The organism is Pseudomonas bubulae, from assembly GCF_900618535.1.
Taxonomy (GTDB): Bacteria; Pseudomonadota; Gammaproteobacteria; order Pseudomonadales; family Pseudomonadaceae; genus Aquipseudomonas; species Aquipseudomonas bubulae.
Map to the genome: position 1 here is coordinate 1,314,287 of NZ_UYJA01000001.1, position 24,087 is coordinate 1,338,373.

At 58.8% G+C, this 24,087-nt stretch carries 19 protein-coding genes; 17 read left to right on the forward strand and 2 right to left on the reverse strand.

Features of this window, described 5'->3' with window-relative positions; all coding sequences use genetic code 11:
* Nucleotides 1-207: 207 nt before the first annotated feature.
* The 14 genes from aceA to nuoN all read left to right on the forward strand — a co-directional run bounded on the left by aceA (nt 208) and on the right by nuoN (nt 17,112).
* Nucleotides 208-1,533: an isocitrate lyase gene (gene aceA / locus PPTH39_RS05765; RefSeq protein ID WP_048365296.1), complete on the forward strand. Its 1,326-nt coding sequence runs from the start codon at nt 208-210 to the stop codon at nt 1,531-1,533.
* Nucleotides 1,534-2,169: 636 nt separating this feature from the next.
* Nucleotides 2,170-2,583: an NADH-quinone oxidoreductase subunit A gene (locus PPTH39_RS05770; protein WP_003446990.1), complete on the forward strand. Its 414-nt coding sequence runs from the start codon at nt 2,170-2,172 to the stop codon at nt 2,581-2,583.
* A 10-nt stretch (nt 2,584-2,593) separates the two neighbouring features.
* Nucleotides 2,594-3,268: a NuoB/complex I 20 kDa subunit family protein gene (locus PPTH39_RS05775; protein ID WP_016780200.1), complete on the forward strand. Its 675-nt coding sequence runs from the start codon at nt 2,594-2,596 to the stop codon at nt 3,266-3,268.
* A gap of 74 nt (nt 3,269-3,342) precedes the next feature.
* Nucleotides 3,343-5,127, forward strand: a complete 1,785-nt coding sequence (nuoC, locus tag PPTH39_RS05780) for an NADH-quinone oxidoreductase subunit C/D (RefSeq protein ID WP_095019119.1) — start codon at nt 3,343-3,345, stop codon at nt 5,125-5,127.
* Nucleotides 5,128-5,129: 2 nt separating this feature from the next.
* Nucleotides 5,130-5,627 (forward strand): NADH-quinone oxidoreductase subunit NuoE, encoded by a 498-nt coding sequence (gene nuoE / locus PPTH39_RS05785; RefSeq protein ID WP_088379405.1) that lies wholly within the window; start codon nt 5,130-5,132, stop codon nt 5,625-5,627.
* Entirely contained in the window at nt 5,624-6,979 is a 1,356-nt protein-coding gene (gene nuoF, locus PPTH39_RS05790; RefSeq protein WP_086796175.1) for an NADH-quinone oxidoreductase subunit NuoF, read from the forward strand. The genes nuoE and nuoF overlap by 4 nt, the downstream gene beginning before the upstream one ends.
* A 132-nt stretch (nt 6,980-7,111) precedes the next feature.
* Nucleotides 7,112-9,826 carry an NADH-quinone oxidoreductase subunit NuoG gene (gene nuoG / locus PPTH39_RS05795; RefSeq protein WP_095003301.1) on the forward strand — a complete coding sequence of 905 codons (2,715 nt, stop codon included), beginning with the start codon at nt 7,112-7,114 and terminating at the stop codon, nt 9,824-9,826.
* Nucleotides 9,823-10,830 (forward strand): NADH-quinone oxidoreductase subunit NuoH, encoded by a 1,008-nt coding sequence (nuoH, locus tag PPTH39_RS05800; protein WP_016780195.1) that lies wholly within the window; start codon nt 9,823-9,825, stop codon nt 10,828-10,830. The genes nuoG and nuoH overlap by 4 nt, the downstream gene beginning before the upstream one ends.
* A gap of 12 nt (nt 10,831-10,842) precedes the next feature.
* On the forward strand, nt 10,843-11,391 hold the full coding sequence (gene nuoI / locus PPTH39_RS05805) for an NADH-quinone oxidoreductase subunit NuoI (RefSeq protein WP_016780194.1): 549 nt from the start codon (nt 10,843-10,845) through the stop codon (nt 11,389-11,391).
* A gap of 9 nt (nt 11,392-11,400) precedes the next feature.
* Nucleotides 11,401-11,904 carry an NADH-quinone oxidoreductase subunit J gene (nuoJ, locus tag PPTH39_RS05810; RefSeq protein ID WP_019412102.1) on the forward strand — a complete coding sequence of 168 codons (504 nt, stop codon included), beginning with the start codon at nt 11,401-11,403 and terminating at the stop codon, nt 11,902-11,904.
* Between the two features lies 1 nt (nt 11,905).
* On the forward strand, nt 11,906-12,214 hold the full coding sequence (nuoK, locus tag PPTH39_RS05815; protein WP_019412103.1) for an NADH-quinone oxidoreductase subunit NuoK: 309 nt from the start codon (nt 11,906-11,908) through the stop codon (nt 12,212-12,214).
* Nucleotides 12,211-14,064, forward strand: a complete 1,854-nt coding sequence (gene nuoL / locus PPTH39_RS05820; RefSeq protein WP_095003302.1) for an NADH-quinone oxidoreductase subunit L — start codon at nt 12,211-12,213, stop codon at nt 14,062-14,064. The genes nuoK and nuoL overlap by 4 nt, the downstream gene beginning before the upstream one ends.
* A 38-nt stretch (nt 14,065-14,102) precedes the next feature.
* The gene (nuoM, locus tag PPTH39_RS05825; protein ID WP_095003303.1) at nt 14,103-15,635 is read left to right on the forward strand and encodes an NADH-quinone oxidoreductase subunit M; all 1,533 of its coding nucleotides are present in this window, start codon (nt 14,103-14,105) and stop codon (nt 15,633-15,635) included.
* Nucleotides 15,636-15,642: 7 nt separating this feature from the next.
* Nucleotides 15,643-17,112 carry an NADH-quinone oxidoreductase subunit NuoN gene (nuoN, locus tag PPTH39_RS05830; protein WP_095003304.1) on the forward strand — a complete coding sequence of 490 codons (1,470 nt, stop codon included), beginning with the start codon at nt 15,643-15,645 and terminating at the stop codon, nt 17,110-17,112.
* Between the two features lie 564 nt (nt 17,113-17,676).
* Here nuoN and PPTH39_RS05840 read toward each other — a convergent pair.
* Nucleotides 17,677-17,946: a short-chain dehydrogenase gene (locus PPTH39_RS05840; protein WP_130871751.1), complete on the reverse strand. Its 270-nt coding sequence runs from the start codon at nt 17,944-17,946 to the stop codon at nt 17,677-17,679.
* A gap of 429 nt (nt 17,947-18,375) precedes the next feature.
* Here PPTH39_RS05840 and PPTH39_RS05845 point away from each other — a divergent pair, with 429 nt between their 5' ends.
* Complete coding sequence (locus tag PPTH39_RS05845) at nt 18,376-20,493, forward strand: TonB-dependent receptor family protein (RefSeq protein ID WP_130871752.1); 2,118 nt, start codon at nt 18,376-18,378, stop codon at nt 20,491-20,493.
* Here PPTH39_RS05845 and PPTH39_RS05850 read toward each other — a convergent pair.
* Complete coding sequence (locus tag PPTH39_RS05850; protein ID WP_095002103.1) at nt 20,490-21,572, reverse strand: AI-2E family transporter; 1,083 nt, start codon at nt 21,570-21,572, stop codon at nt 20,490-20,492. The two genes, PPTH39_RS05845 and PPTH39_RS05850, sit on opposite strands and share 4 nt — an antisense overlap.
* Before the next feature lie 146 nt (nt 21,573-21,718).
* Here PPTH39_RS05850 and PPTH39_RS05855 point away from each other — a divergent pair, with 146 nt between their 5' ends.
* Nucleotides 21,719-23,014: an OprD family porin gene (locus PPTH39_RS05855; protein WP_095023962.1), complete on the forward strand. Its 1,296-nt coding sequence runs from the start codon at nt 21,719-21,721 to the stop codon at nt 23,012-23,014.
* A 244-nt stretch (nt 23,015-23,258) separates the two neighbouring features.
* The gene (locus PPTH39_RS05860) at nt 23,259-24,086 is read left to right on the forward strand and encodes an NAD-dependent epimerase/dehydratase family protein (protein ID WP_095002105.1); all 828 of its coding nucleotides are present in this window, start codon (nt 23,259-23,261) and stop codon (nt 24,084-24,086) included.
* Nucleotide 24,087 lies beyond the last annotated feature (1 nt).

The following is a 24,087-nucleotide window of genomic DNA, read 5'->3' on the forward strand; positions in this document are numbered from 1 at the left end:
ATAAAAAAAGCACTACAAAACATTTGACGCCTCAAAAATGCAAAGGCATGATGGCCCCGCTCCCGCTGATCAGAGGCCCCGCAAAGGCCCTGGGGCCTGTACTGCCCGTAGCGAGCCGCCATTCACGCACTTATACAAACAACAGTGTTGTGTGCCTGGTGGAGCAACCATTTTTCAACCCAGACCTATGCGACGAGGTTTATCACCATGGCACTGACACGCGAACAGCAAATTGCAGCCCTTGAGAAAGACTGGGCCGAAAACCCACGCTGGAAAGGCGTGACTCGCGATTACTCCGCTGCTGACGTGGTCCGCCTGCGCGGCTCGGTTCAACCCGAGCACACCTTTGCAAAAATGGGTGCCGACAAGCTGTGGAAACTGGTGACACAGGGCGCACACCCGTCCTTCCGTCCTGAGAAAGACTTCGTCAACTGCATGGGCGCCCTGACCGGGGGCCAAGCGGTACAACAGGTTAAAGCCGGTATCCAGGCTATCTACCTGTCGGGTTGGCAAGTGGCGGCAGACAACAACTCTGCCGAATCCATGTACCCGGATCAGTCGCTGTACCCGGTGGACTCCGTTCCAACCGTGGTCAAGCGCATCAACAACTCATTCCGTCGTGCCGACCAGATTCAGTGGAAAGCCGGTAAAAACCCGGGCGACCAGGGTTATATCGACTACTTCGCACCGATCGTGGCTGACGCTGAAGCCGGTTTCGGCGGCGTACTCAACGCTTACGAGCTGATGAAAAGCATGATCGAAGCGGGCGCTGCAGGCGTTCACTTCGAAGACCAGCTGGCCTCGGTGAAAAAATGCGGTCACATGGGCGGCAAGGTACTGGTTCCGACCCAGGAAGCTGTGCAAAAACTGACAGCAGCACGTCTGGCAGCTGACGTTGCCGGTACGCCGACCATCATTCTGGCTCGTACCGACGCCAACGCGGCTGACCTGCTGACTTCCGATTGCGACCCGTACGACCAGCCATTCGTGACTGGCGAGCGCACCAAGGAAGGCTTCTATAAAGTACGTGCCGGCCTTGATCAAGCCATTGCCCGTGGCCTGGCTTACGCGCCGTATGCCGACCTGATCTGGTGCGAAACCGCCAAGCCGGACCTGGAAGAAGCGCGCCGCTTTGCCGAAGCAATCAAAAAGGAATACCCGGACCAGTTGCTGTCATACAACTGCTCGCCTTCCTTCAACTGGAAGAAAAACCTGGACGACGCGACCATCGCCAAATTCCAGCGCGAGCTGTCGGCAATGGGCTACAAACACCAGTTCATCACCCTGGCGGGTATCCACAACATGTGGCACAGCATGTTCAACCTGGCGCACGACTACGCCCGCAACGACATGACCGCCTACGTGAAACTGCAAGAGCAGGAATTTGCTGACGCAGCCAAAGGCTACACCTTTGTGGCGCACCAGCAGGAAGTGGGCACTGGCTACTTCGACGACATGACCACCGTGATCCAGGGTGGTTCGTCTTCGGTTACCGCCCTGACCGGCTCTACAGAAGAAGAACAGTTCCACTGATAATGGAACCACGGCCATTGCCCAGCCTGTAAAGAACAAACGCAATGCCATGCCCATGACGCCCCGACTGGTTCGGGGCGTTTTTTTGCCCGGCGACTTGTTCACCCCTCCCCTGTGGGAGCGGGCTTGCTCGCGATGGCATCACCGCGCCTGCCTGGAGGACCGAGTTATCAGCATCGCGAGCAAGCCCGCTCCCACAGAAAGACATCCCGCTGCCCTGCCCATCCGACAAAACACTGACCCAGATCCATGCTTCGATCGCCAGACCGGGTTAAAAAGCCAAGTTCCAAACTTGCTAACAGCGCTTATATAAGCCAAGTTCTACAGGCCTGCGACATAGCGACACAACAAATAACCACTCAAACGATATTAATTATCATTACGAGTTGCTTTTGTTGAATACATGAACACTGAAAAACAAACACTGAAAAACGCTGTAACGCCCACAGTTCAAGGCCTGCATAGACATTGATGGAGGTTCTACAACTAAAGGACTGAATTAATTCATCTTAGAAAATTTACTTGCTGGGTGTTTAGCCATAAAATCCCGGCAATCAATAGCACTGCGACATAACGTCACTGCTTTATCACCTTTTCTAGCTCAGAGACCTTTGCTCTCTGTTAAGGATTTCCAGCATGCCCGAAGCGACAGGACTCATAGCCCACAACTGGGGCTTTGCCATTTTCCTTCTCGGCGTTGTCGGCCTCTGTGCCTTCATGCTTGGCGTCTCCAGCCTCCTTGGGTCAAAAGCCTGGGGTCGCAGCAAAAATGAACCGTTCGAGTCCGGCATGCTACCTACCGGTGGCGCCCGCTTGCGGCTCTCAGCCAAATTCTATCTGGTCGCGATGCTGTTCGTGATCTTCGATATCGAAGCCCTCTTTCTCTTTGCCTGGTCTGTGTCTGTTCGCGAAAGCGGCTGGACCGGATTCGTCGAAGCTCTCGTTTTCATAGCAATTCTGTTGGCAGGCCTTGTCTACCTATTTCGGGTGGGTGCTCTTGATTGGGCACCGGAAGCTCGTCGTAAGCGGCAGGCCAAGCTGAAACAATGAGGCTTTGGCGATGCAATACGAACTCACCAGGATCGACCCGGATGCTCCTAACGAGCAATATCCGATCGGCACACGGGAAACCGTTGCCGATCCGTTAGAAGATCAAGTCCACAAAAACATTTTCATGGGCAAGCTCGAAGACGTGCTGAACGGCACGGTCAACTGGGGACGTAAAAATTCCCTGTGGCCGTACAACTTCGGCCTGTCGTGCTGCTATGTGGAAATGACCACCGCCTTCACGGCGCCCCACGACATCGCGCGCTTTGGCGCCGAGGTTATCCGGGCTTCGCCGCGTCAGGCGGATTTCATGGTTATTGCCGGGACCTGCTTTATCAAGATGGCGCCGATCATCCAGCGTCTCTACGAGCAAATGCTTGAACCTAAATGGGTCATTTCCATGGGTTCGTGCGCCAACTCCGGTGGCATGTACGACATCTACTCCGTGGTTCAAGGGGTCGACAAGTTCTTGCCTGTGGACGTTTACGTACCCGGCTGCCCGCCCCGCCCTGAGGCTTTTCTGCAAGGCTTGATGCTCTTGCAAGAGTCGATTGGCCAGGAGCGTCGCCCACTTTCCTGGGTCGTTGGCGAACAAGGCGTGTACCGCGCCGAGATGCCATCGCAAAAGGAACAGCGCCGCGAACAGCGTATTCAGGTAACCAACCTGCGCAGCCCCGACGAAGTCTGATCCAGCGCCGTTTCTACTCAATAGAACGAATCACTGGCTTCATTCTTTACGTTGACCGAAAGCGATAAAAAACCATGACTGCAGGCTCCGCTCTGTACATCCCGCCTTACAAGGCTGACGACCAAGATGTGGTTGTCGAACTCAACACCCGTTTTGGCCCTGAGGCGTTCACCGCCCAGGCCACGCGCACCGGCATGCCGGTGCTTTGGGTTAGCCGCGCAAAACTGGTCGAAGTACTGACCTTCCTGCGCAACCTGCCAAAACCCTACGTCATGCTCTATGACCTGCACGGTGTGGACGAACGTCTGCGTACCAAGCGTCAGGGCCTGCCATCGGGTGCAGACTTCACCGTCTTCTACCACCTGATGTCGCTGGAACGTAACAGCGACGTCATGATCAAGGTGGCCCTGTCTGAAAAAGACCTGAGTGTCCCTACCGTGACCGGTATCTGGCCGAACGCCAACTGGTACGAGCGTGAAGTCTGGGACATGTTCGGCATCGATTTCAAAGGCCACCCGCACCTGTCGCGCATCATGATGCCGCCGACCTGGGAAGGTCACCCGCTGCGCAAGGACTTCCCGGCCCGTGCTACCGAGTTCGATCCGTACAGCCTGACCCTGGCCAAGGTGCAGCTGGAAGAGGAAGCCGCGCGCTTCCGCCCGGAAGACTGGGGCATGAAACGCTCCGGTGATAACGAGGACTACATGTTCCTCAACCTGGGGCCGAACCACCCTTCGGCTCACGGTGCCTTCCGCATCATCCTGCAGCTGGACGGTGAAGAGATCGTCGACTGCGTGCCTGACGTCGGTTACCACCACCGTGGCGCCGAGAAAATGGCCGAACGCCAGTCCTGGCACAGCTTCATCCCGTACACCGACCGTATCGACTACCTCGGCGGCGTGATGAACAACCTGCCGTACGTGCTCTCGGTCGAGAAGCTGGCCGGTATCAAAGTGCCGGATCGGGTCGACACCATCCGCATCATGATGGCCGAATTCTTCCGTATCACCAGCCACCTGCTGTTCCTGGGTACCTATATCCAGGACGTGGGCGCCATGACCCCGGTGTTCTTCACGTTCACCGACCGTCAGCGCGCTTACAAGGTGATCGAGGCCATCACCGGTTTCCGTCTGCACCCGGCCTGGTACCGCATCGGCGGCGTTGCCCACGACCTGCCGAACGGCTGGGATCGCCTGGTCAAGGAATTCATCGACTGGATGCCCAAGCGTCTGGACGAGTACCAGAAAGCCGCTCTGGACAACAGCATCCTGCGTGGTCGTACCATCGGCGTTGCCGCCTACAACACCAAAGAAGCCCTGGAATGGGGCGTCACCGGTGCCGGCCTGCGCTCCACCGGTTGTGACTTCGATATCCGCAAGGCGCGCCCGTATTCCGGCTACGAGAACTTCGAATTCGAAGTCCCGCTGGCAGCCAACGGCGATGCCTACGATCGTTGCATCGTGCGCGTCGAAGAAATGCGCCAGAGCCTGAAAATCATCGAGCAGTGCATGCGCAACATGCCGGCCGGCCCGTACAAGGCGGATCACCCGCTGACCACGCCGCCGCCTAAAGAACGCACGCTGCAGCATATCGAGACCTTGATCACGCACTTCCTGCAAGTTTCGTGGGGCCCGGTGATGCCGGCCAACGAATCCTTCCAGATGATCGAAGCGACCAAGGGCATCAACAGTTATTACCTGACGAGCGATGGCGGCACCATGAGCTACCGCACCCGGATTCGCACCCCAAGCTTCCCGCACCTGCAACAGATCCCTTCGGTGATCAAAGGTGAAATGGTCGCGGACTTGATTGCGTACCTGGGTAGTATCGATTTCGTTATGGCCGACGTGGACCGCTAAGCATGAACAGCACGCTTATCCAGACAGACCGTTTCGCCCTGAGCGAAACCGAGCGCTCGGCCATCGAGCATGAGATGCATCACTACGAAGACCCGCGTGCGGCGTCGATCGAAGCCCTGAAGATCGTTCAGAAGGAACGCGGCTGGGTGCCGGACGGCGCGATTTACGCCATCGGCGAACTGCTGGGCATCCCTGCCAGCGACGTTGAAGGCGTGGCTACGTTCTACAGCCAGATCTTCCGTCAGCCGGTCGGCCGCCACATCATCCGCGTGTGCGACAGCATGGTCTGCTACATCGGTGGCCACGAATCCGTGGTCGGCGAAATCCAGAACAAGCTGGGCATCGGCCTCGGTCAGACTACCCCGGACGGCCGCTTTACGCTGCTGCCGGTGTGCTGCCTGGGCAACTGCGACAAGGCGCCGGCGTTGATGATCGACGACGACACATTCGGTGACGTGCAGCCTGCTGGCGTCGCCACGTTGTTGGAGGCCTACCCATGAGCCTGACTTCTTTCGGTCCTGCCAACCTGATCAAGCGTTCGGCAGAAACCCACCCGCTGACCTGGCGCCTGCGTGACGACGGCGAGCCCGTGTGGCTCGACGAGTACCAGGCCAAGGACGGCTACGCCGCTGCGCGCAAGGCCTTCGCCGACATGGCCCAGGACGATATCGTCCAGACCGTGAAAGACGCAGGCCTCAAGGGTCGCGGCGGTGCCGGCTTCCCGACGGGCGTGAAGTGGGGGCTGATGCCCAAAGACGAATCCATGAACATCCGTTACCTGTTGTGTAACGCCGATGAAATGGAACCCAACACCTGGAAAGACCGCATGCTGATGGAGCAACTGCCCCATCTGCTGATCGAAGGCATGCTGATCAGTGCCCGCGCACTGAAAACCTACCGTGGCTATATCTTCCTGCGTGGCGAATACACCACTGCAGCGGTGCATCTGCGCCGTGCCGTCGAAGAAGCCAAGGCAGCAGGCCTGCTGGGCAAGAATATCCTCGGTTCGGGTTTCGACTTCGAACTGTTCGTGCACACCGGCGCCGGGCGTTACATCTGCGGTGAAGAAACCGCACTGATCAACTCCCTCGAAGGCCGTCGCGCCAACCCGCGCTCCAAGCCGCCGTTCCCGGCCGCTGTGGGCGTATGGGGCAAGCCGACCTGCGTGAACAACGTGGAAACCCTGTGCAACGTACCGGCCATCATCGGCAACGGCGTTGACTGGTACAAATCCCTCGCCCGCGAAGGCAGCGAAGACCACGGCACCAAGCTGATGGGCTTCTCCGGCAAAGTGAAGAACCCTGGCCTGTGGGAACTGCCATTCGGCGTGACCGCTCGCGAGCTGTTCGAAGACTACGCCGGCGGCATGCGCGACGGCTTCAAGCTCAAGTGCTGGCAGCCAGGCGGCGCCGGTACCGGCTTCCTGTTGCCCGAGCACCTGGACGCACAAATGTATGCCGGCGGCATCGCCAAGGTTGGCACCCGTATGGGTACTGGCCTGGCCATGGCCGTGGACGACAGCGTCAACATGGTCTCCTTGCTGCGCAACATGGAACAGTTCTTTGCCCGTGAGTCGTGCGGTTTCTGCACCCCTTGCCGTGATGGTCTGCCGTGGAGCGTCAAGCTGCTGATGGCGATCGAACACGGCGAAGGTCAGCCTGGCGATATCGAGACCCTGCTGGGTCTGGTCGGTTTCCTCGGCCCTGGCAAGACGTTCTGTGCTCACGCACCGGGCGCCGTGGAACCGTTGGGCAGCGCGATCAAGTACTTCCGTCCAGAGTTCGAAGCCGGTATTGCGCAAGCAAAACCCGGTGTTCCACCTCTGGCACGCCCGATTGTTATCGGCGCGTAACGCTCTGAATGAAGGGGGTCCGTGCCCCCTTCTGATCGTTCGATAACGCCGTAAGGCTGGGTTGCTTCGAACGCATAACAAGATTCCATTAGCCACGCCCGCTGACACCGGGCCAACGAAGACCTTTGAACCATGGCCACTATCCACGTAGACGGCAAAGATCTCGAAGTCGATGGGGCAGACAACCTGTTACAGGCATGTCTGTCGCTGGGCCTCGATATCCCGTATTTCTGCTGGCACCCTGCCCTGGGCAGTGTTGGCGCCTGCCGCCAATGCGCCGTCAAGCAGTACACCGACGAGAACGACAAGCGTGGTCGTATCGTCATGTCATGCATGACCCCGGCCACCGACGGTAGCTGGATTTCCATCGACGACGAAGAAGCGAAAGTGTTTCGCGCCAGCGTTGTTGAATGGCTGATGACCAACCACCCGCATGACTGTCCTGTGTGCGAAGAGGGCGGCCACTGCCATCTGCAAGACATGACCGTGATGACCGGCCACAACGAGCGCCGTTATCGCTTCACCAAGCGTACTCACCAGAACCAGGAACTCGGCCCGTTCATTTCCCATGAAATGAACCGCTGCATCGCCTGCTATCGCTGTGTGCGTTTCTATAAAGACTACGCGGGCGGCACTGACCTCGGTGTATTCGGCGCCCACGACAACGTGTACTTCGGTCGCGTTGAAGACGGCGTGCTCGAAAGCGAGTTCTCGGGCAACCTCACAGAAGTCTGCCCGACCGGTGTGTTCACCGACAAAACTCACTCCGAGCGTTACAACCGCAAATGGGACATGCAGTTTGCACCAAGCATCTGCCACGGTTGTTCCAGCGGCTGCAACATCAGCCCGGGCGAGCGTTACGGTGAACTGCGTCGCATCGAAAACCGTTTCAACGGTTCGGTTAACCAGTACTTCCTGTGTGACCGTGGCCGTTTTGGCTATGGCTACGTCAACCGCACCGACCGCCCACGTCAGCCATTGTTGGCCGACGGCAGCAAACTGAGCGTTGACGCTGCACTGGATAAAGCCGCCGATCTGTTGCGCGGTCGTAACATCGTCGGTATCGGATCGCCGCGCGCCAGCCTCGAAAGCAACTACGCGTTGCGCGAGCTGGTCGGTGCCGAGCACTTCTACTCGGGTATCGAAGCCGGTGAGCTGGAGCGCATCCGCCTGGTGCTGCAAGTCTTGAAAGACAGCCCGCTGCCCGTCCCGAACATGCGCGAGATCGAAGATCACGACGCCATCTTCGTACTGGGTGAAGACCTGACCCAGACCGCCGCCCGTATGGCGCTGTCGCTGCGTCAGTCGGTCAAGGGCAAAGCTGAAGAAATGGCCGACGCCATGCGCGTTCAGCCGTGGCTCGACGCTGCGGTGAAAAACATCGGTCAGCACGCGCTGAACCCGCTGTTTATTGCCAGCCTGGCTGAAACCAAGCTCGACGACGTGGCTGAAGAATGCGTACACGCTGCGCCGGATGACCTGGCCCGTATCGGTTTCGCCGTGGCTCACGCCATCGACGCCAGCGCCCCTGCCGTTGCCGGCCTGGACGCTGAAGCCCTGGAGCTGGCCAAACGCATCGCCGACGCCCTGCTTGCAGCCAAACGCCCATTGATCATTGCCGGTACCTCGCTGGGCTCCAAGGCCCTGATCGAAGCCGCAGGTAACATCGCCAAGGCGCTACACCTGCGTGAGAAAGCCGGCTCCATCAGCCTGGTCGTGCCGGAAGCCAACAGCCTCGGTCTGGCCATGCTCGGCGGCGAATCGGTAGACGCTGCATTGCAAGCAGTGATCGACGGTAAAGCAGACGCCATCGTGGTACTGGAAAACGATCTGTTTACCCGTGTCGATGCGGTCAAGGTCAACGCAGCACTGGACGCGGCCAAAGTGGTGATCGTTGCCGATCATCAGAAGACCGCAACCACCGACCGTGCCGATCTGGTTCTGCCAGCGGCAAGCTTTGCTGAAGGCGACGGTACGCTGGTGAGTCAGGAAGGTCGTGCCCAACGCTTCTTCCAGGTGTTCGAGCCGCGCTACCTCGATTCGAGCAACTTGATCCACGAAGGCTGGCGCTGGTTGCACGCCCTGCGCAGCACCCTGCTGAACAAGGCGGTTGACTGGACCCTGCTCGATCACGTGACACAGCAAACAGCGGCAAGCACGCCAGAACTGGCCGGCATCGTTGATGCGGCACCGTCGGCAGCATTCCGTATCAAAGGCATGAAGCTGGCGCGCGAACCTTTGCGCTACAGCGGCCGTACTGCCATGCGCGCCAATATCAGCGTGCACGAACCGCGCACCCCGCAAGACCCGGACACCGCATTCGCCTTCTCCATGGAAGGTTACTCGGGCTCCGTCGAACCGCGCCAACAAGTGCCGTTCGCCTGGTCGCCGGGCTGGAACTCGCCACAAGCCTGGAACAAGTTCCAGGACGAAGTGGGTGGTCATATCCGTGCGGGCGACCCGGGCATCCGCCTGATCGAAAGCAAGGGCGACTCGCTGAATTGGTTCGCCAGCATTCCGGGCGCGTTCAACCCGGCTCGCGGCACCTGGCAAGTCGTGCCGTTCTACCATCTGCTGGGCAGCGAAGAGAACTCTTCGAAAGCCGCACCGGTGCAAGAACGCATTCCAGCCGCTTATATCGCACTGGCCAAATCCGAAGCCGACCGCCTGGGTGTCAACGATGGCGCCCTGCTCAGCCTCAACGTTGCCGGTGTGACCCTACGTCTGCCACTGCGTATCAATGAAGAGCTGGGTGCAGGCCTGGTAGCACTGCCAGCAGGCCTGGCCGGTATCCCGCCAGCGATCTTTGGCCTTACCGTTGACGGTTTGCAGGAGGCAGCCCAATGACCTGGTTTACGCCTGAAGTGATCGACGTGATTATCTCGGTGGTCAAAGCCGTGGTAATCCTGCTCGCCGTAGTGGTGTGCGGCGCGCTGCTGAGCTGGGTTGAACGTCGCCTGCTGGCCCTGTGGCAGGACCGTTACGGTCCGAACCGCGTGGGCCCGTTCGGTGCGTTCCAGATCGCAGCCGACATGATCAAGATGTTCTTCAAGGAAGACTGGACCCCACCGTTTGCCGACAAGGCGATTTTCACCCTGGCGCCGGTTGTGGCCATGAGTGCCTTGCTGATCGCCTTTGCGATTATCCCGATCACCCCGACCTGGGGCGTGGCGGATCTGAACGTCGGTATCCTGTTCTTCTTCGCCATGGCCGGTCTGTCGGTCTATGCGGTGCTGTTCGCCGGCTGGTCGAGCAACAACAAGTTCGCCCTGCTGGGTGCCTTGCGTGCCTCGGCGCAAACCGTGTCCTACGAAGTGTTCATGGGCCTGGCGCTGATGGGCATCGTGGTGCAGGTTGGCTCGTTCAACATGCGCGACATCGTTGAATATCAAGCGCAGAACCTGTGGTTCATCATCCCGCAGATCTTCGGTTTCCTGACCTTCTTTATCGCTGGCGTGGCCGTGACTCACCGTCACCCCTTCGACCAGCCGGAAGCGGAACAGGAACTGGCCGATGGTTACCACATTGAATACGCCGGCATGAAATGGGGCATGTTCTTCGTGGGTGAGTACATCGGGATCGTGTTGATCTCGGCGTTGCTGGTGACTTTGTTCTTCGGTGGCTGGCACGGACCTTTCGGTCTGCTGCCACAGATTCCGTTTATCTGGTTTGCCCTGAAGACCGCGTTTTTCATCATGATCTTCATCCTGCTGCGCGCTTCCATTCCGCGCCCACGGTATGACCAAGTGATGGACTTCAGCTGGAAGTTCTGCCTGCCGCTGACCCTGATCAATCTGCTGGTGACCGCCGCAGTCGTGTTGTTGAACACGCCTGCCGGCGCGGTTCAGTGAGGATAGAGACCCATGTTCAAGTATCTGTTTGACATCGTGCATGGCACCTACACCCAGCTTCGCAGCTTGGTGATGGTGTTTGGCCATGCCTTCCGCAAGCGTGACACGCTGCAGTATCCGGAAGAACCGGTGTACTTGCCGCCGCGCTACCGTGGCCGGATTGTCCTGACCCGCGACCCGGACGGCGAAGAGCGCTGTGTAGCCTGCAACCTGTGCGCCGTGGCGTGCCCGGTCGGCTGCATCTCGCTGCAAAAAGCCGAAACCGAAGATGGCCGTTGGTACCCGGAATTCTTCCGCATCAACTTCTCACGCTGCATTTTTTGCGGCCTGTGTGAGGAAGCCTGCCCGACCACCGCGATCCAGCTGACACCGGATTTCGAGATGGCCGAGTTCAAACGTCAGGATCTGGTGTACGAGAAAGAAGATCTGCTGATCTCCGGTCCCGGTAAGAACCCTGATTACAACTTCTATCGTGTTGCGGGTATGGCCGTGGAAGGCAAGCCGAAAGGCGCTGCCCAGAACGAAGCCGAGCCGATCAACGTGAAGAGCTTGCTGCCTTAAGGAAGAACGATGGAATTCGCTTTCTATTTCGCATCGGGTGTCGCTGTCGTGTCCACGCTACGCGTGATCACCAACACCAACCCTGTGCACGCCCTGCTCTACCTAATTATTTCGCTGATTGCCGTGGCGATGACGTTCTTTAGCCTGGGCGCACCCTTTGCCGGTGTGCTCGAAGTGATCGCCTACGCCGGTGCCATCATGGTGCTGTTTGTGTTCGTGGTGATGATGCTCAACCAGGGCCCCGCCTCGGTGACGCAAGAACGCCACTGGCTCAAGCCGGGCATCTGGATCGGGCCGAGCATTCTGTCCGCCATCCTGCTGGCCGAATTGCTGTACGTGCTGTTCGCTCACCCGAGCGGTGCGGCAATCGGTCAAACCACCATTGATGCAAAAGCCGTGGGCATCAGCCTGTTCGGCCCGTATCTGCTGGTGGTCGAACTCGCCTCGATGCTGCTGCTTGCTGCAGCTGTGACGGCGTTCCACTTGGGCCGTACTGAGGCGAAGGAGCAATAACATGCCAGGAATACCTCTCGAACATGGTTTGGCCGTTGCCGGCATCCTGTTCTGCCTCGGTCTGGTTGGCCTGATGGTACGTCGCAACATTCTCTTCGTATTGATGAGTCTGGAAATCATGATGAACGCCGCTGCTCTGGCCTTCATTGTTGCCGGTGCACGCTGGGCGCAGCCGGATGGACAGGTCATGTTCATCCTGGTGATCACCCTGGCAGCCGCCGAGGCCAGTATCGGCCTGGCGATCCTGCTGCAGCTGTATCGCCGCTTCCATACGCTTGATATCGATGCTGCCAGTGAGATGCGCGGATGAACCTTCTCTTTCTGACTTTCGTATTCCCCCTGATCGGCTTTTTGCTGCTGTCGTTCTCCCGTGGACGCTTCAGCGAAAACCTCTCGGCGCTGATCGGCGTCGGCTCCATTGGCCTTTCGGCCATCGTGGCCGCGTTTGTGATCTGGCAATTCAATGTCGCGCCGCCACCCGGCGGCGAGTACACACAAGTACTGTGGCAGTGGATCTCGGTAGAAGGCTTCAAGCCCAACTTCGCCCTGCACCTGGACGGCCTGTCGGTCACCATGCTCGGTGTCGTGGTCGGCGTGGGCTTTCTGATCCATGTCTTCGCCTCGTGGTACATGCGCGGTGAAGACGGCTACTCGCGTTTCTTTGCCTACACCAACCTGTTTATCGCCAGCATGCTGTTCCTGATCCTGGCCGATAACCTGCTGTTCGTGTACTTCGGCTGGGAAGGCGTGGGCCTGTGCTCGTACCTGTTGATCGGTTTCTACTACAGCAACCGCAACAACGGCAACGCGGCACTCAAAGCCTTTATCGTGACCCGTGTCGGCGACGTGTTCCTGGCCATCGGCCTGTTTATCCTGTTCCAGCAACTGGGCACGCTGAACATCAAGGAACTGCTGGTGCTGGCACCGCAGAAGTTCCAGGCCGGTGATTTCTGGATCGTGCTGGCAACCCTGATGCTGCTGGGTGGTGCTGTCGGTAAATCCGCGCAACTGCCGCTGCAAACCTGGCTGGCAGACGCGATGGCCGGCCCTACCCCGGTTTCGGCACTGATCCACGCCGCAACCATGGTAACCGCCGGTGTGTACCTGATTGCCCGTACCCACGGCCTGTTCACCCTGGCACCTGAAGTGCTGCACCTGGTGGGCATCGTCGGCGGTGTGACCCTGGTACTGGCCGGTTTCGCCGCACTGGTACAAACCGACATCAAACGTATCCTTGCCTACTCGACCATGAGCCAGATCGGCTACATGTTCCTGGCATTGGGCGTGGGTGCCTGGGACGGCGCGATCTTCCACCTGATGACCCACGCCTTCTTCAAGGCGCTGCTGTTCCTTGCCTCCGGTGCGGTCATCGTTGCCTGCCATCACGAGCAGAACATCTTCAAGATGGGCGGCCTGTGGAAAAAACTGCCATTGGCCTACGCCAGCTTTATCGTCGGTGGCGCGGCGCTGTCTGCCTTGCCATTGCTGACGGCCGGTTTCTACTCTAAGGACGAAATCCTCTGGGAAGCCTTCGCCAGCGGTAACAACGAACTGTTGTATGCCGGTCTGGTCGGTGCGTTCATGACCTCGCTGTACACCTTCCGCCTGATCTTCGTCACGTTCCACGGTGAAGCCAAGACTGAAGCCCATGCAGGCCACGGCGTGACCTACTGGCTGCCACTGAGCGTGCTGATCGTACTGTCGACTTTTATCGGCGCCATGATCACCCCGCCACTGGCCGGTGTACTGCCACAAAGCGTTGGCCATGCTGGCGGTGAAGCCAAGCACAGCCTGGAAATCGCCTCGGGTGCCATCGCCCTGGCCGGTATCCTGCTGGCTGCCCTGCTGTACCTGGGCAAGCGTCGCTTTGTAAGCGCCGTCGCCAACAGCGGCATCGGTCGCTTCCTGTCAGCCTGGTGGTTCGCTGCCTGGGGCTTCGACTGGCTGTACGACAAACTGTTCGTCAAACCGTATCTGTTGATCTGCCGCTTGCTGGCCAAAGATCCTCTGGACCAGACCATTGGTTTGATCCCGAAGATGGCCAAGGCCGGGCATAACGCCCTGAGCCGCAGCGAAACCGGTCAACTGCGTTGGTACGCTGCATCCATGGCCGCCGGTGCTGTACTGGTCATGGGCGCCATCGTGCTGGTAGCGGTCTGATATGAACCTTCGACTTTGCGAAAGGAATTGAGCCCGTCATGATTCTGCCTTGGCTAATCCTGATCCCCTTTATCGGCGGCCTGCTGTGCTGGCTGGGTGAGCGCTTCGGCTCTACCCTGCCACGCTGGATTGCGTTGCTGACCATGTCCCTTGAGCTTGCCCTCGGCCTTTGGCTGTGGTCCCAGGGGAACTACTCATTTGCACCGGCGCCTGGCGCCGATCCGACCTGGGCCCTTGAGTTCCAGCACACCTGGATTGCCCGCTTCGGTATCAGCGTGCACCTGGCGCTGGACGGCCTGTCGCTGCTGATGATCCTGCTCACCGGCTTGCTCGGTGTGCTGTCGGTGCTGTGTTCCTGGAAAGAAATCCAGCGTCACGTGGGCTTCTTCCACCTGAACCTGATGTGGATCCTGGGCGGTGTGGTTGGCGTGTTCCTCGCCATCGACCTGTTCATGTTCTTCTTCTTCTGGGAAATGATGCTGGTGCCGATGTATTTCCTCATCGCGCTCTGGGGTCATAGCTCGTCGGATGGCAAGAAAACCCGTATCTACGCCGCCACCAAGTTCTTCATCTTCACTCAGGCTTCCGGCCTGATCATGCTGGTGGCGATCCTGGGTCTGGTGCTGGTCAACTTCAACAACACCGGCGTGATTACCTTCAGCTACGCCGAGTTGCTGAAAACCAAGATGTCGCTCACCACCGAGTACATCCTGATGCTGGGCTTCTTCATTGCTTTCGCCGTGAAGCTGCCGGTCGTACCGTTCCACTCCTGGCTGCCGGATGCTCACGCACAGGCACCTACTGCAGGTTCTGTGGACCTGGCCGGTATCCTGTTGAAGACCGCTGCGTATGGCTTGCTGCGTTTCGCCTTGCCGCTGTTCCCGAATGCCTCGGCCGAGTTTGCGCCGATCGCCATGACCCTGGGTCTGATCGGGATTTTCTACGGTGCTTTCCTGGCGTTCGCACAAACCGATATCAAGCGTCTGATCGCGTTCTCCAGCGTTTCCCATATGGGTTTCGTGCTGATCGGTATCTACTCCGGCAGCCAGCTGGCCCTGCAAGGCGCCGTGATCCAGATGCTGGCCCACGGTGTTTCGGCAGCTGCGCTGTTTATCCTCAGCGGCCAGTTGTATGAGCGTCTGCATACCCGTGACATGCGTGAAATGGGTGGTTTGTGGTCCAAGATCGCTTACCTGCCGGCCATTAGCCTGTTCTTCGCGGCGGCGTCCCTGGGCTTGCCGGGCACCGGCAACTTTGTCGGCGAGTTCCTGATCCTGATTGGCTCGTTTGCCAGCTTCCCTTGGGTCACCGCGATCGCCACAACCGGCCTGGTGTTTGGTTCGGTCTACTCGCTGATCATGATTCACCGTGCCTACTTCGGCCCATCCAAATCGGACGATGTACTGGCCGGTATGGATGCACGTGAACTGATCATGGTGCTCGGTCTGGCGGTACTGCTGGTGTTTATCGGCGTGTACCCACAACCGTTCCTCGATACCTCCGCTGCGACCATGCATGGCGTGCAGCAATGGCTCGGCACCGCCTTCACTCAACTCGCTTCGGCCCGGTAAGAGCGCTATGGAATTCACGATCCAACACTTTATCGCGCTTGCTCCACTGCTGATTACCAGCCTCACCGTTGTTGTGGTGATGCTGGCAATCGCGTGGCGCCGCAACCATTCACAGACCTTCCTGCTTTCGGTGGCGGGTCTTAACCTGGCCCTGTTGTCGATCTTCCCGGCGTTGAAAGTTGTTCCACTGGCTGTCACCCCGCTGTTGATGATGGACAACTTCGCCTATCTGTATATCGGCCTGATCCTGGTCGCGACCCTGGCCTGCGTCACCCTGGCGCACGCCTACCTGGGTGAAGGCGGCACGGGCTATCCGGGCAACCGCGAAGAGCTGTACCTGCTGATGCTGCTGGCAGCGACCGGCGGTATTGTGCTGGTCAGCGCGCAACACCTGGCCGGTTTGTTTATCGGTCTGGAACTGCTCTCGGTACCGGTTTACGGCCTCGTGGCCTATGCCTTCTTCAACAAGCGCTCCCTGGAAGCCGGCATCAAGTACATGGTGCTGTCGGCAGCCGGTTCCGCGTTCCTGTTGTTCGGCATGGCCTTGCTGTACGCCGAAGCCGGCAGCTTGAGCTTCAGCGGTATCGGTCACGCCCTGGCGGCCACTGGCGCTCCTAGCGCCATTGCCCAACTGGGCCTGGGCATGATGCTGGTAGGCCTGGCCTTCAAACTGTCGCTGGTGCCTTTCCACCTGTGGACGCCGGACGTATACGAAGGTGCTCCGGCGCCGGTCGCCGCGTTCCTGGCTACCGCGTCGAAAGTTGCCGTGTTTGCCGTGATGGTGCGTCTGTTCCAGATCACCCCATCGGCAACCACCGGTGTGATGAGCGATGTCCTGACCGTGATCGCGATTGCCTCGATCCTGTTCGGTAACCTGCTGGCACTGACCCAGAACAACCTCAAGCGTCTGCTGGGTTACTCGTCCATCGCTCACTTTGGCTACCTGCTGATCGCCCTGGTGGCGAGCAAAGGCATGGCCATGGAAGCCATTGGTGTTTACCTGATCACCTATGTGCTGACCAGCCTGGGTGCATTCGGTGTGATCACGTTGATGTCCTCGCCGTACAAAGGCCGTGACGCCGACGCCCTGTACGAGTACCGCGGCCTGTTCTGGCGTCGTCCGTACCTGACTGCGGTGATGACCGTGATGATGCTGTCGCTGGCGGGTATCCCGCTGACCGCCGGCTTTATCGGCAAGTTCTACATCATTGCCACCGGTGTTGAAGCTCACCAATGGTGGCTGGTGGGTTCCCTGATCCTGGGTAGCGCCATTGGCGTGTTCTACTACCTGCGTGTGATGGTGACCCTGTACCTGGTCGAGCCGAAACTGCATCGCCACGATGCACCGCTGAACTGGGAACAGAAAGCGGGCGGCGTGATGCTGCTGGCGGTCTCGGTACTGGTGTTCTTCCTGGGTGTCTACCCGCAGCCGATGCTGCAGCTGGTGCAACAGGCAACCCTGGGCCTGGTTGGCTAAGCGTTAGCGGCTGTACCCAAAACCCCGTGGAGGCCTGGCCTTCACGGGGTTTTTTGTTGCACCACAAATCATGTGGAAGTTGTAAATACTCAGGATTTCTATGCGACGCTAAACCTGTGGGAGCTGGCTTGCCTGCGATGCAGACGGCATGGTCTGGCAGGCTAAGCGCGCCGATGCCATCGCGAGCAAGCCCGCTCCCACAGAGGGGATGTGCGGGGCTCGCAGACCTCGCCGCCAAACAGGCCGGCCGGTCGGCCGCCTCGCGGTGCAGTGCTTTTGATCTGCCAGCCCTCCCGGGAGGCCGAGAGGAGGTTCTGTGGAGTGGGTCTCCCGGCATGGATGCCGGGAGAGCCGCGATGGGCCATGGATGGCCCGTGGCGGCGTGCCCACGGAGCAGAGCCGGAGCGAGGGAACCTGAGCGAAGCGAAGGCCGTACGATGGGGCGAGGACTTTTTGGTTCCTTTTTGGTCCTTCAAAAAGGGACTCGCCGTAAGGGCGAAACCACTATTTCAGTTTGACACAAATGCCGGATATGTACTCAACGTATCAGTTAAACAAACACGATCAAGCGGGCCGCAAGCGCCAGCCCAGCACATCGAGCAGGTCACAACCATCGCGCAGCAATTGCGCTGAAACCGTGGCCAGATGTTTGAGATCAACCGAATCGGCCTGCTGCGCTTCGCGGCTGGAGAACGATTCCATCAGTTGAGTTACAGCCAGAACGCGGGCGACTGCGTTGGCATGGAGCACATCGAGGGGGACGTTGCGATCGATCAGCAAGGCGGGGATGGTGCAGTCAATGGCTGTTAACGGGATATACGGTGAATTCGTCATAAGAAAGTCTCTTAAAGTTGGATTTAGCCATCCATTTTTGTCGCCAAACAAAAAAGGTGGCCGCTGTACGTGGGTTGGCGAACCGGTAACTTTAAGAAAACCCGGCAGATCCGAAGATCTCCCACGTACAACTGCCATAAAACATTTCGAGCAAATTACACGCTCAACCGTAAATAGCAATTATGTACTTATTTAAAGTTACTGCGGATCGCCAAACCCGGTCGCCTTATCGGCGAGCACCCACTATAGGCCCCGCATCAGACCTCCAGCAATTGCCAAACCTGTGCGATAAATCCCGAAAAAGCGTGAGCTTGCAGCTTCGCGAGCAGGCTCGCTCCCACAACTGGATTGCAACCGTGACAGTTGCGAGTGATTCCGGGCTTGTATAGGCTGGCGCGCCGCCCGCCCATCGATCTGGAAGCTCCATTAATGCGATCCGTGTTCTCCTCGCTTTTACCTTTGGCACTCCTCAGTGCCACCCCCGCCTACGGCAGTGCCCTGGAACTGGGTGAGGTGCAGGTACGCAGCGAAGAAAGCAGCGAACTGGAAGCCGCCCAGAACGCACTCAATGAAGTGCCCGGCGCCAGCAACCTGATCGATATGGCCCGCGTCGAAAACGGTCGCACCGCCAGCAATGCCGATGTACTGGCCTACCAGCCAGGGGTCTACGCGCAATCGGCGGGCAATGACGGGGCCAAGGTCTCGGTGCGTGGCTCGGGTATCAACCGCGCCCCTAGCGCCCACGGCTCGGGGCTGTATGTCATGTTCGACGGCCTGCCCCTGACCGGCCCCGGCGGTACGCCCTACGAACTGTTCGAGCCGCTATGGTTGAGCCGCGCCGAAGTGCTGCGCGGCGCCAATGGCTTCGACACCGGCTCGCTGGCCCTGGGCGGCTCGATCAACTACGTCACCCACACCGGCTACGACGCCGCGCCATTGCAGGTGCGTTACGAAACGGGCAGCTATGGCTATCAGAAACGCCAGATCAGCTCCGGGCAGGTGCTGGGAGATCTGGACTACTATGTCGCCCTGACCGACTCAGACACCGACGGCTATCAACACCATACCGCTGGCAGCAGCAAAGGCATCGCAGCCAATGTCGGTTATCGCTTCAGTCCACAACTGGAAACCCGCTTCTACCTGCGCTATCGCGAAACCGATAACGAACTGGCCGGGCGCGTGACCAAAGACAATATCAAGCATCACCCCCGCGCAGCCAACCCGGCCTATGTGGCAGGGGACTACAGCCGCCCGCAACCCGGCAGTACCTGGCTGGGCAACAAGACCACGATGTACCTGGATGACGATTCGCAGCTGGAAGTGGGCCTGGTCTATCACGACTACCCGATGGATCTGCGAGAAGGCCCTAACCGTTTGAAAGTTGCCTACACCGATGTCAGCGGCACGCTCAACTACAAGCGCCGCGACACTCTGTTCGGCCTCGAAAGCAACACCACCGTGGGCCTGCGCAACACCAAGCATTTGCCCAACAGTGGTGCATCGGAATATGTGCGTATCCCTGTGGGCAACACTGCAGGCTATGCCCCGGGCACCAAGATTCGCGACTTCAGTTACCAGGGTTCCGACACCGTGCTGCACGCCAGCAATGATCTGGAACTGATCCCCGACCTGTGGCTGACCACCGGCATGGCGCTGATCTACACCCGCCGCGAGAGCGACGTGAGCTACCCCGACAGCGGTGGCAAGGTCAGCCAGCATGACTGGGACTACGCGCCCCGTGTTGGCCTGCGTTACGAGTTCAATCCGCACTTGCAGGTATACGGCAACCTGAGCCGTTCGGTTGAGCCGCCGCACCCGTGGTCGATGATCTGGGGCTCGCCGTTTACCTTCCCGGTCAACAGTGGCCCGGCTACCGGTCGCCAGAGCACCCCCGTGTCGCTGGACAATCAAACTGCTACTACCTTGGAACTCGGCACCCGTGGCGATTCGTGGCTCGGGCAGTGGGATCTGGCCTGGTATTACTCGGCCGTGCGCCATGAGCTGCTGAGCGTCGAAACCCAGGCCGCCACTCTCACCCAAAGCCCGATTGTCGGCGAGTCCAACGCCAGCCCCACCGTGCACCAAGGCATCGAAGCAGGACTCAACAGCCTGCTGTGGGAAAGACAAGCAGTGGGCAAAGTATCCCTGCGCCAGGCCTACACCTTCAGCGACTTCCATTACCGTGACGACGAGCGCTTTGGTGACAACAAGTTACCGGGGATCCCGCAACACTACTACCAGGCCGAAGTGCGCTATGACCACCCGCAGGGCTTCTATGCCGGGGTGAACACCCAGGTTGCCTCACGCATGGCGGTGGATTACGCCAACTCGTATTACACCTCGTCCTATATGCTTTGGGGCGCAACCCTGGGCTACAACGCCCCCAAGCAGGCCTGGCAAGCCTGGCTCGACCTGCGCAACCTGAGCGGCGAGCGCTATGCCGCTACGGTTACGCCAGGGTATGACGACAAGGGACTGGACGCCGCGCGCTCCACCCCCGGTGAAGGCAGGGGCGCCTACGTGGGGGTTTCCTACAGCTTCCGTTAATCGCCGGACGGGATATCGGCTGGCAACCGCACCTTGCGCCGGGTGCCACTGAACAGGCCCCAGCTGGACAGGAACAGGGCGGCAATCAATGGCCCGATCACAAAGCCATTGAGGCCGAAGATCGCCATGCCGCCCAGAGTCGAGATCAAAATCAGGAAGTCCGGCATTTTCGTGTCCTTGCCCACCAGGATGGGGCGCAGCACGTTGTCCACCATGCCGATCACAAAGACCCCATACAGCGCCAGCACCACACCCTGCCAGACCGAGCCGGTCACCACGAAGTAAACCGCGACCGGTGCCCAGACAATGCCAGCACCCACGGCGGGCAACAGCGACAGGAACATCATCAGCACCGCCCAGAACAGCGCGCTGTGGATGCCCAGTACCCAGAAAATCACCCCGCCCAATGCCCCTTGGGTAATTGCCACCGCCAGATTGCCCTTGACCGAGGCCCGGACCACACGGCGCAATTTGAGCTGCAACAGGCGTTTTTGCTGTTCGGCAAGCGGTACCGCGTTGCGGATGGTGCGCACCATTTGCTGGCCATCGCGAATAAAGAAGTACAGCAGATACAGCATGATGAAAAAGCTCACCACCAGATCAAAGGTGCTCTGACCGAAGCTAAAAACTTGGGTGGCAAAAAACTGGCTGCCTTCGAGTGCACCCTTGGATACTTTCTCGCTCAGCCCGTCGATATTGCCCATACCGAAACGGTCAAGCCAGTCCTGGGCGGTGGCCGGCAGGATATCCTTGAACTGCATGACATAGCTGGCGACGTTGATTCTGCCGCTTTCAACATCCTTGTAGAGCGTTGCCACTTCCTGCACCAGCAAGGTCGTGGTGATGATGACCGGAATGATCGCGATCACCGTACAGGCCCCCAGCGTGGTAAAAGTTGCCAGGTTGCGTCGGCCTTTTAGCTTGAGTAGCAGCTTGCGTTGCAGGGGTGCAAACAGAATCCCCAGGGCAACAGCCCAAAAAATCGCGCCATAAAACGGCAATAAAATCCAGATGAATGCAATTGTGACCAAGGCCAGCAACAGGAGCAGGGTTTTACGTTGCAGACTTGTTTCGTTCATGAGCCATCCATGTCAGTGATGCGAGTAGGAATCTGGTGCACGCAGTGTAGCCGCTGACATTGACAACTCCCTAGACACTCTGTAAATAATCTGCCTGGTTGTACGACGACAGATAACAAAAATAATAATACTCAGGAGCTCTACGGATGATCACACCTACCTGTGCCCCCTCCCTGTTCACTTGCTCAAGAACCTCCCGTGGTACCCGCTCGCTGGTGTTGCTGGGCCTTGGCAGTATGGGGCTGGCGCTGCCCGTCAGCGGTATGGCCGAAGGCTTTATCGATGACACCAAGGCTACATTGACCCTGCGCAACGCCTATATCAACCGCAACTACACCAACCCTGACTACCCGCAAAGCAAGGCCGAAGAGTGGACGCAAAACTTCATTCTCGACGTCAAGTCCGGCTTTACCCAGGGCACTGTCGGTTTCGGAGTGGATGTACTGGGGCTTTACTCGCAAAAACTCGACGGCGGCAAGGGCACGGTCGGTACTCAACTGTTACCGACCCACAGCGATGGTGAGCCCGCCGATAACTTTGGTCGTTTGGGTGTTGCGGCCAAGGCCAAAATCTCCAATACGGAACTGAAAATCGGCGAGTGGATGCCGGTACTGCCGATCCTGCGCTCGGACGATGGCCGCTCCTTGCCGCAAACCTTCCGTGGCGGCCAGATCACTTCAAAAGAAATCGCCGGGCTGAACCTCTACGGTGGCCAGTTCCGCGCCAACAGCCCGCGTAACGACGCAAGCATGGAAGACATGTCGCTCAACGGCAAAGGTGCCTTTACCTCCGATCGCTTCAACTTTGCCGGCGGTGATTACAGCTTCAATGAAAAGCGTACCCAGGTCGGCCTGTGGTATGCCCAGCTGGAAGACATCTACCAGCAGCAATTTTTAAACGTGTTGCACAGCCAACCTGTTGGCGATGTGACGCTGGGCGCAAACCTCGGTTATTTCTGGGGCAAGGAAGACGGTAACAAACTGGCGGGGGACCTGGACAATAGAACCGCCTACGCCCTGCTGTCGGCCAAATACAAGGGCAACACTCTGTATGTGGGCCTGCAGAAAATCAGTGGCGACGATGGCTGGTTCAGGGTCAATGGCACCAGCGGCGGAACCCTGGCCAACGACAGCTACAACTCCAGCTATGACCTGGCCAAGGAGCGCTCCTGGCAAGTGCGTCATGACCTGGATTTCGCGGTGCTCGGCGTCCCCGGCCTGACCATGATGAACCGCTATATCAGTGGCGATAACATCCACACCGGCAGCATCACCGATGGCAAGGAATGGGGCCGCGAATCGGAACTGGCTTACACCGTACAGGCCGGTACGTTCAAGGACCTTAACCTACGCTGGCGCAATGCGAGTATCCGACGCGACTACAGCACCCACGAATTCGACGAAAACCGCATCTTTATCAGCTATCCGTTGTCGTTGCTGTAAGTCATGTCTGTGCCATCGGGGGGCGCTTGCGACCCTCACCCCTGCCCTCTCCCAAAGGGAGAGGGGGCTGATGTGTGGTGTTACGCAGAACTGCTTTTGCCTTCAGTCCCCTCTCCCTTTGGGAGAGGGTGCTTTTGGTGAATAATCCAGATCACTTGTGCATTGACAACCACCGCAATGACTGTGAATAATCCAACCCAAGTCATACGACAACTGACAATAACAAGTACGACAGGGCCCTTTGATGACAACCACACACACTGTCCAAACCCCCTTCAATCGCCTTCTCCTCACCGGTGCTGCTGGCGGTCTGGGGAAGGTGCTACGCGAAACCCTCAAGCCCTACGCCAGGGTGCTGCGACTTTCAGATATCGCCGCAATGGCTCCTGCTGCCGACAGCCGCGAGGAAGTGTTCATCTGCGACCTTGCCGACAAACAGGCCGTCCACCAGCTGGTTGAAGGGGTAGACGCCATCCTGCACTTTGGCGGTGTCTCGGTGGAGCGCCCGTTCGAAGAGATCCTCGGCCCCAATATCAGCGGCATTTTCCATATCTACGAAGCGGCACGCCGACATGGCGTCAAACGGGTGATTTTCGCCAGTTCCAATCATGTCATCGGGTTCTACAAACAGGACCAGACCCTGGATGCCCACTCCCCGCGCCGGCCTGACAGTTACTACGGGCTGTCCAAGTCTTATGGCGAAGACATGGCCACCTTCTACTTCGATCGCTATGGCATCGAAACCGTCAGCATCCGCATCGGTTCCTCGTTCCCCGAGCCGCAAAACCGCCGGATGATGAGCACCTGGCTGAGCTTTGCTGACCTTACACAGCTGCTCGAGCGCTCGCTGTACACGCCGGATGTCGGCCACACCGTGGTCTATGGCGCCTCCAACAACCTCAATGTGTGGTGGGACAACCGCTATGCCGCCCACCTGGGTTTTGAGCCCAGAGACACCTCTGAAGTGTTTCGCGACAAGATCGAAGCTCAGCCGATGCCTGCGGCCAATGACCCGAGCATGGTTTACCAGGGCGGTGCCTTCGTGGCTGCCGGCCCGTTTGGCGACGAATAAA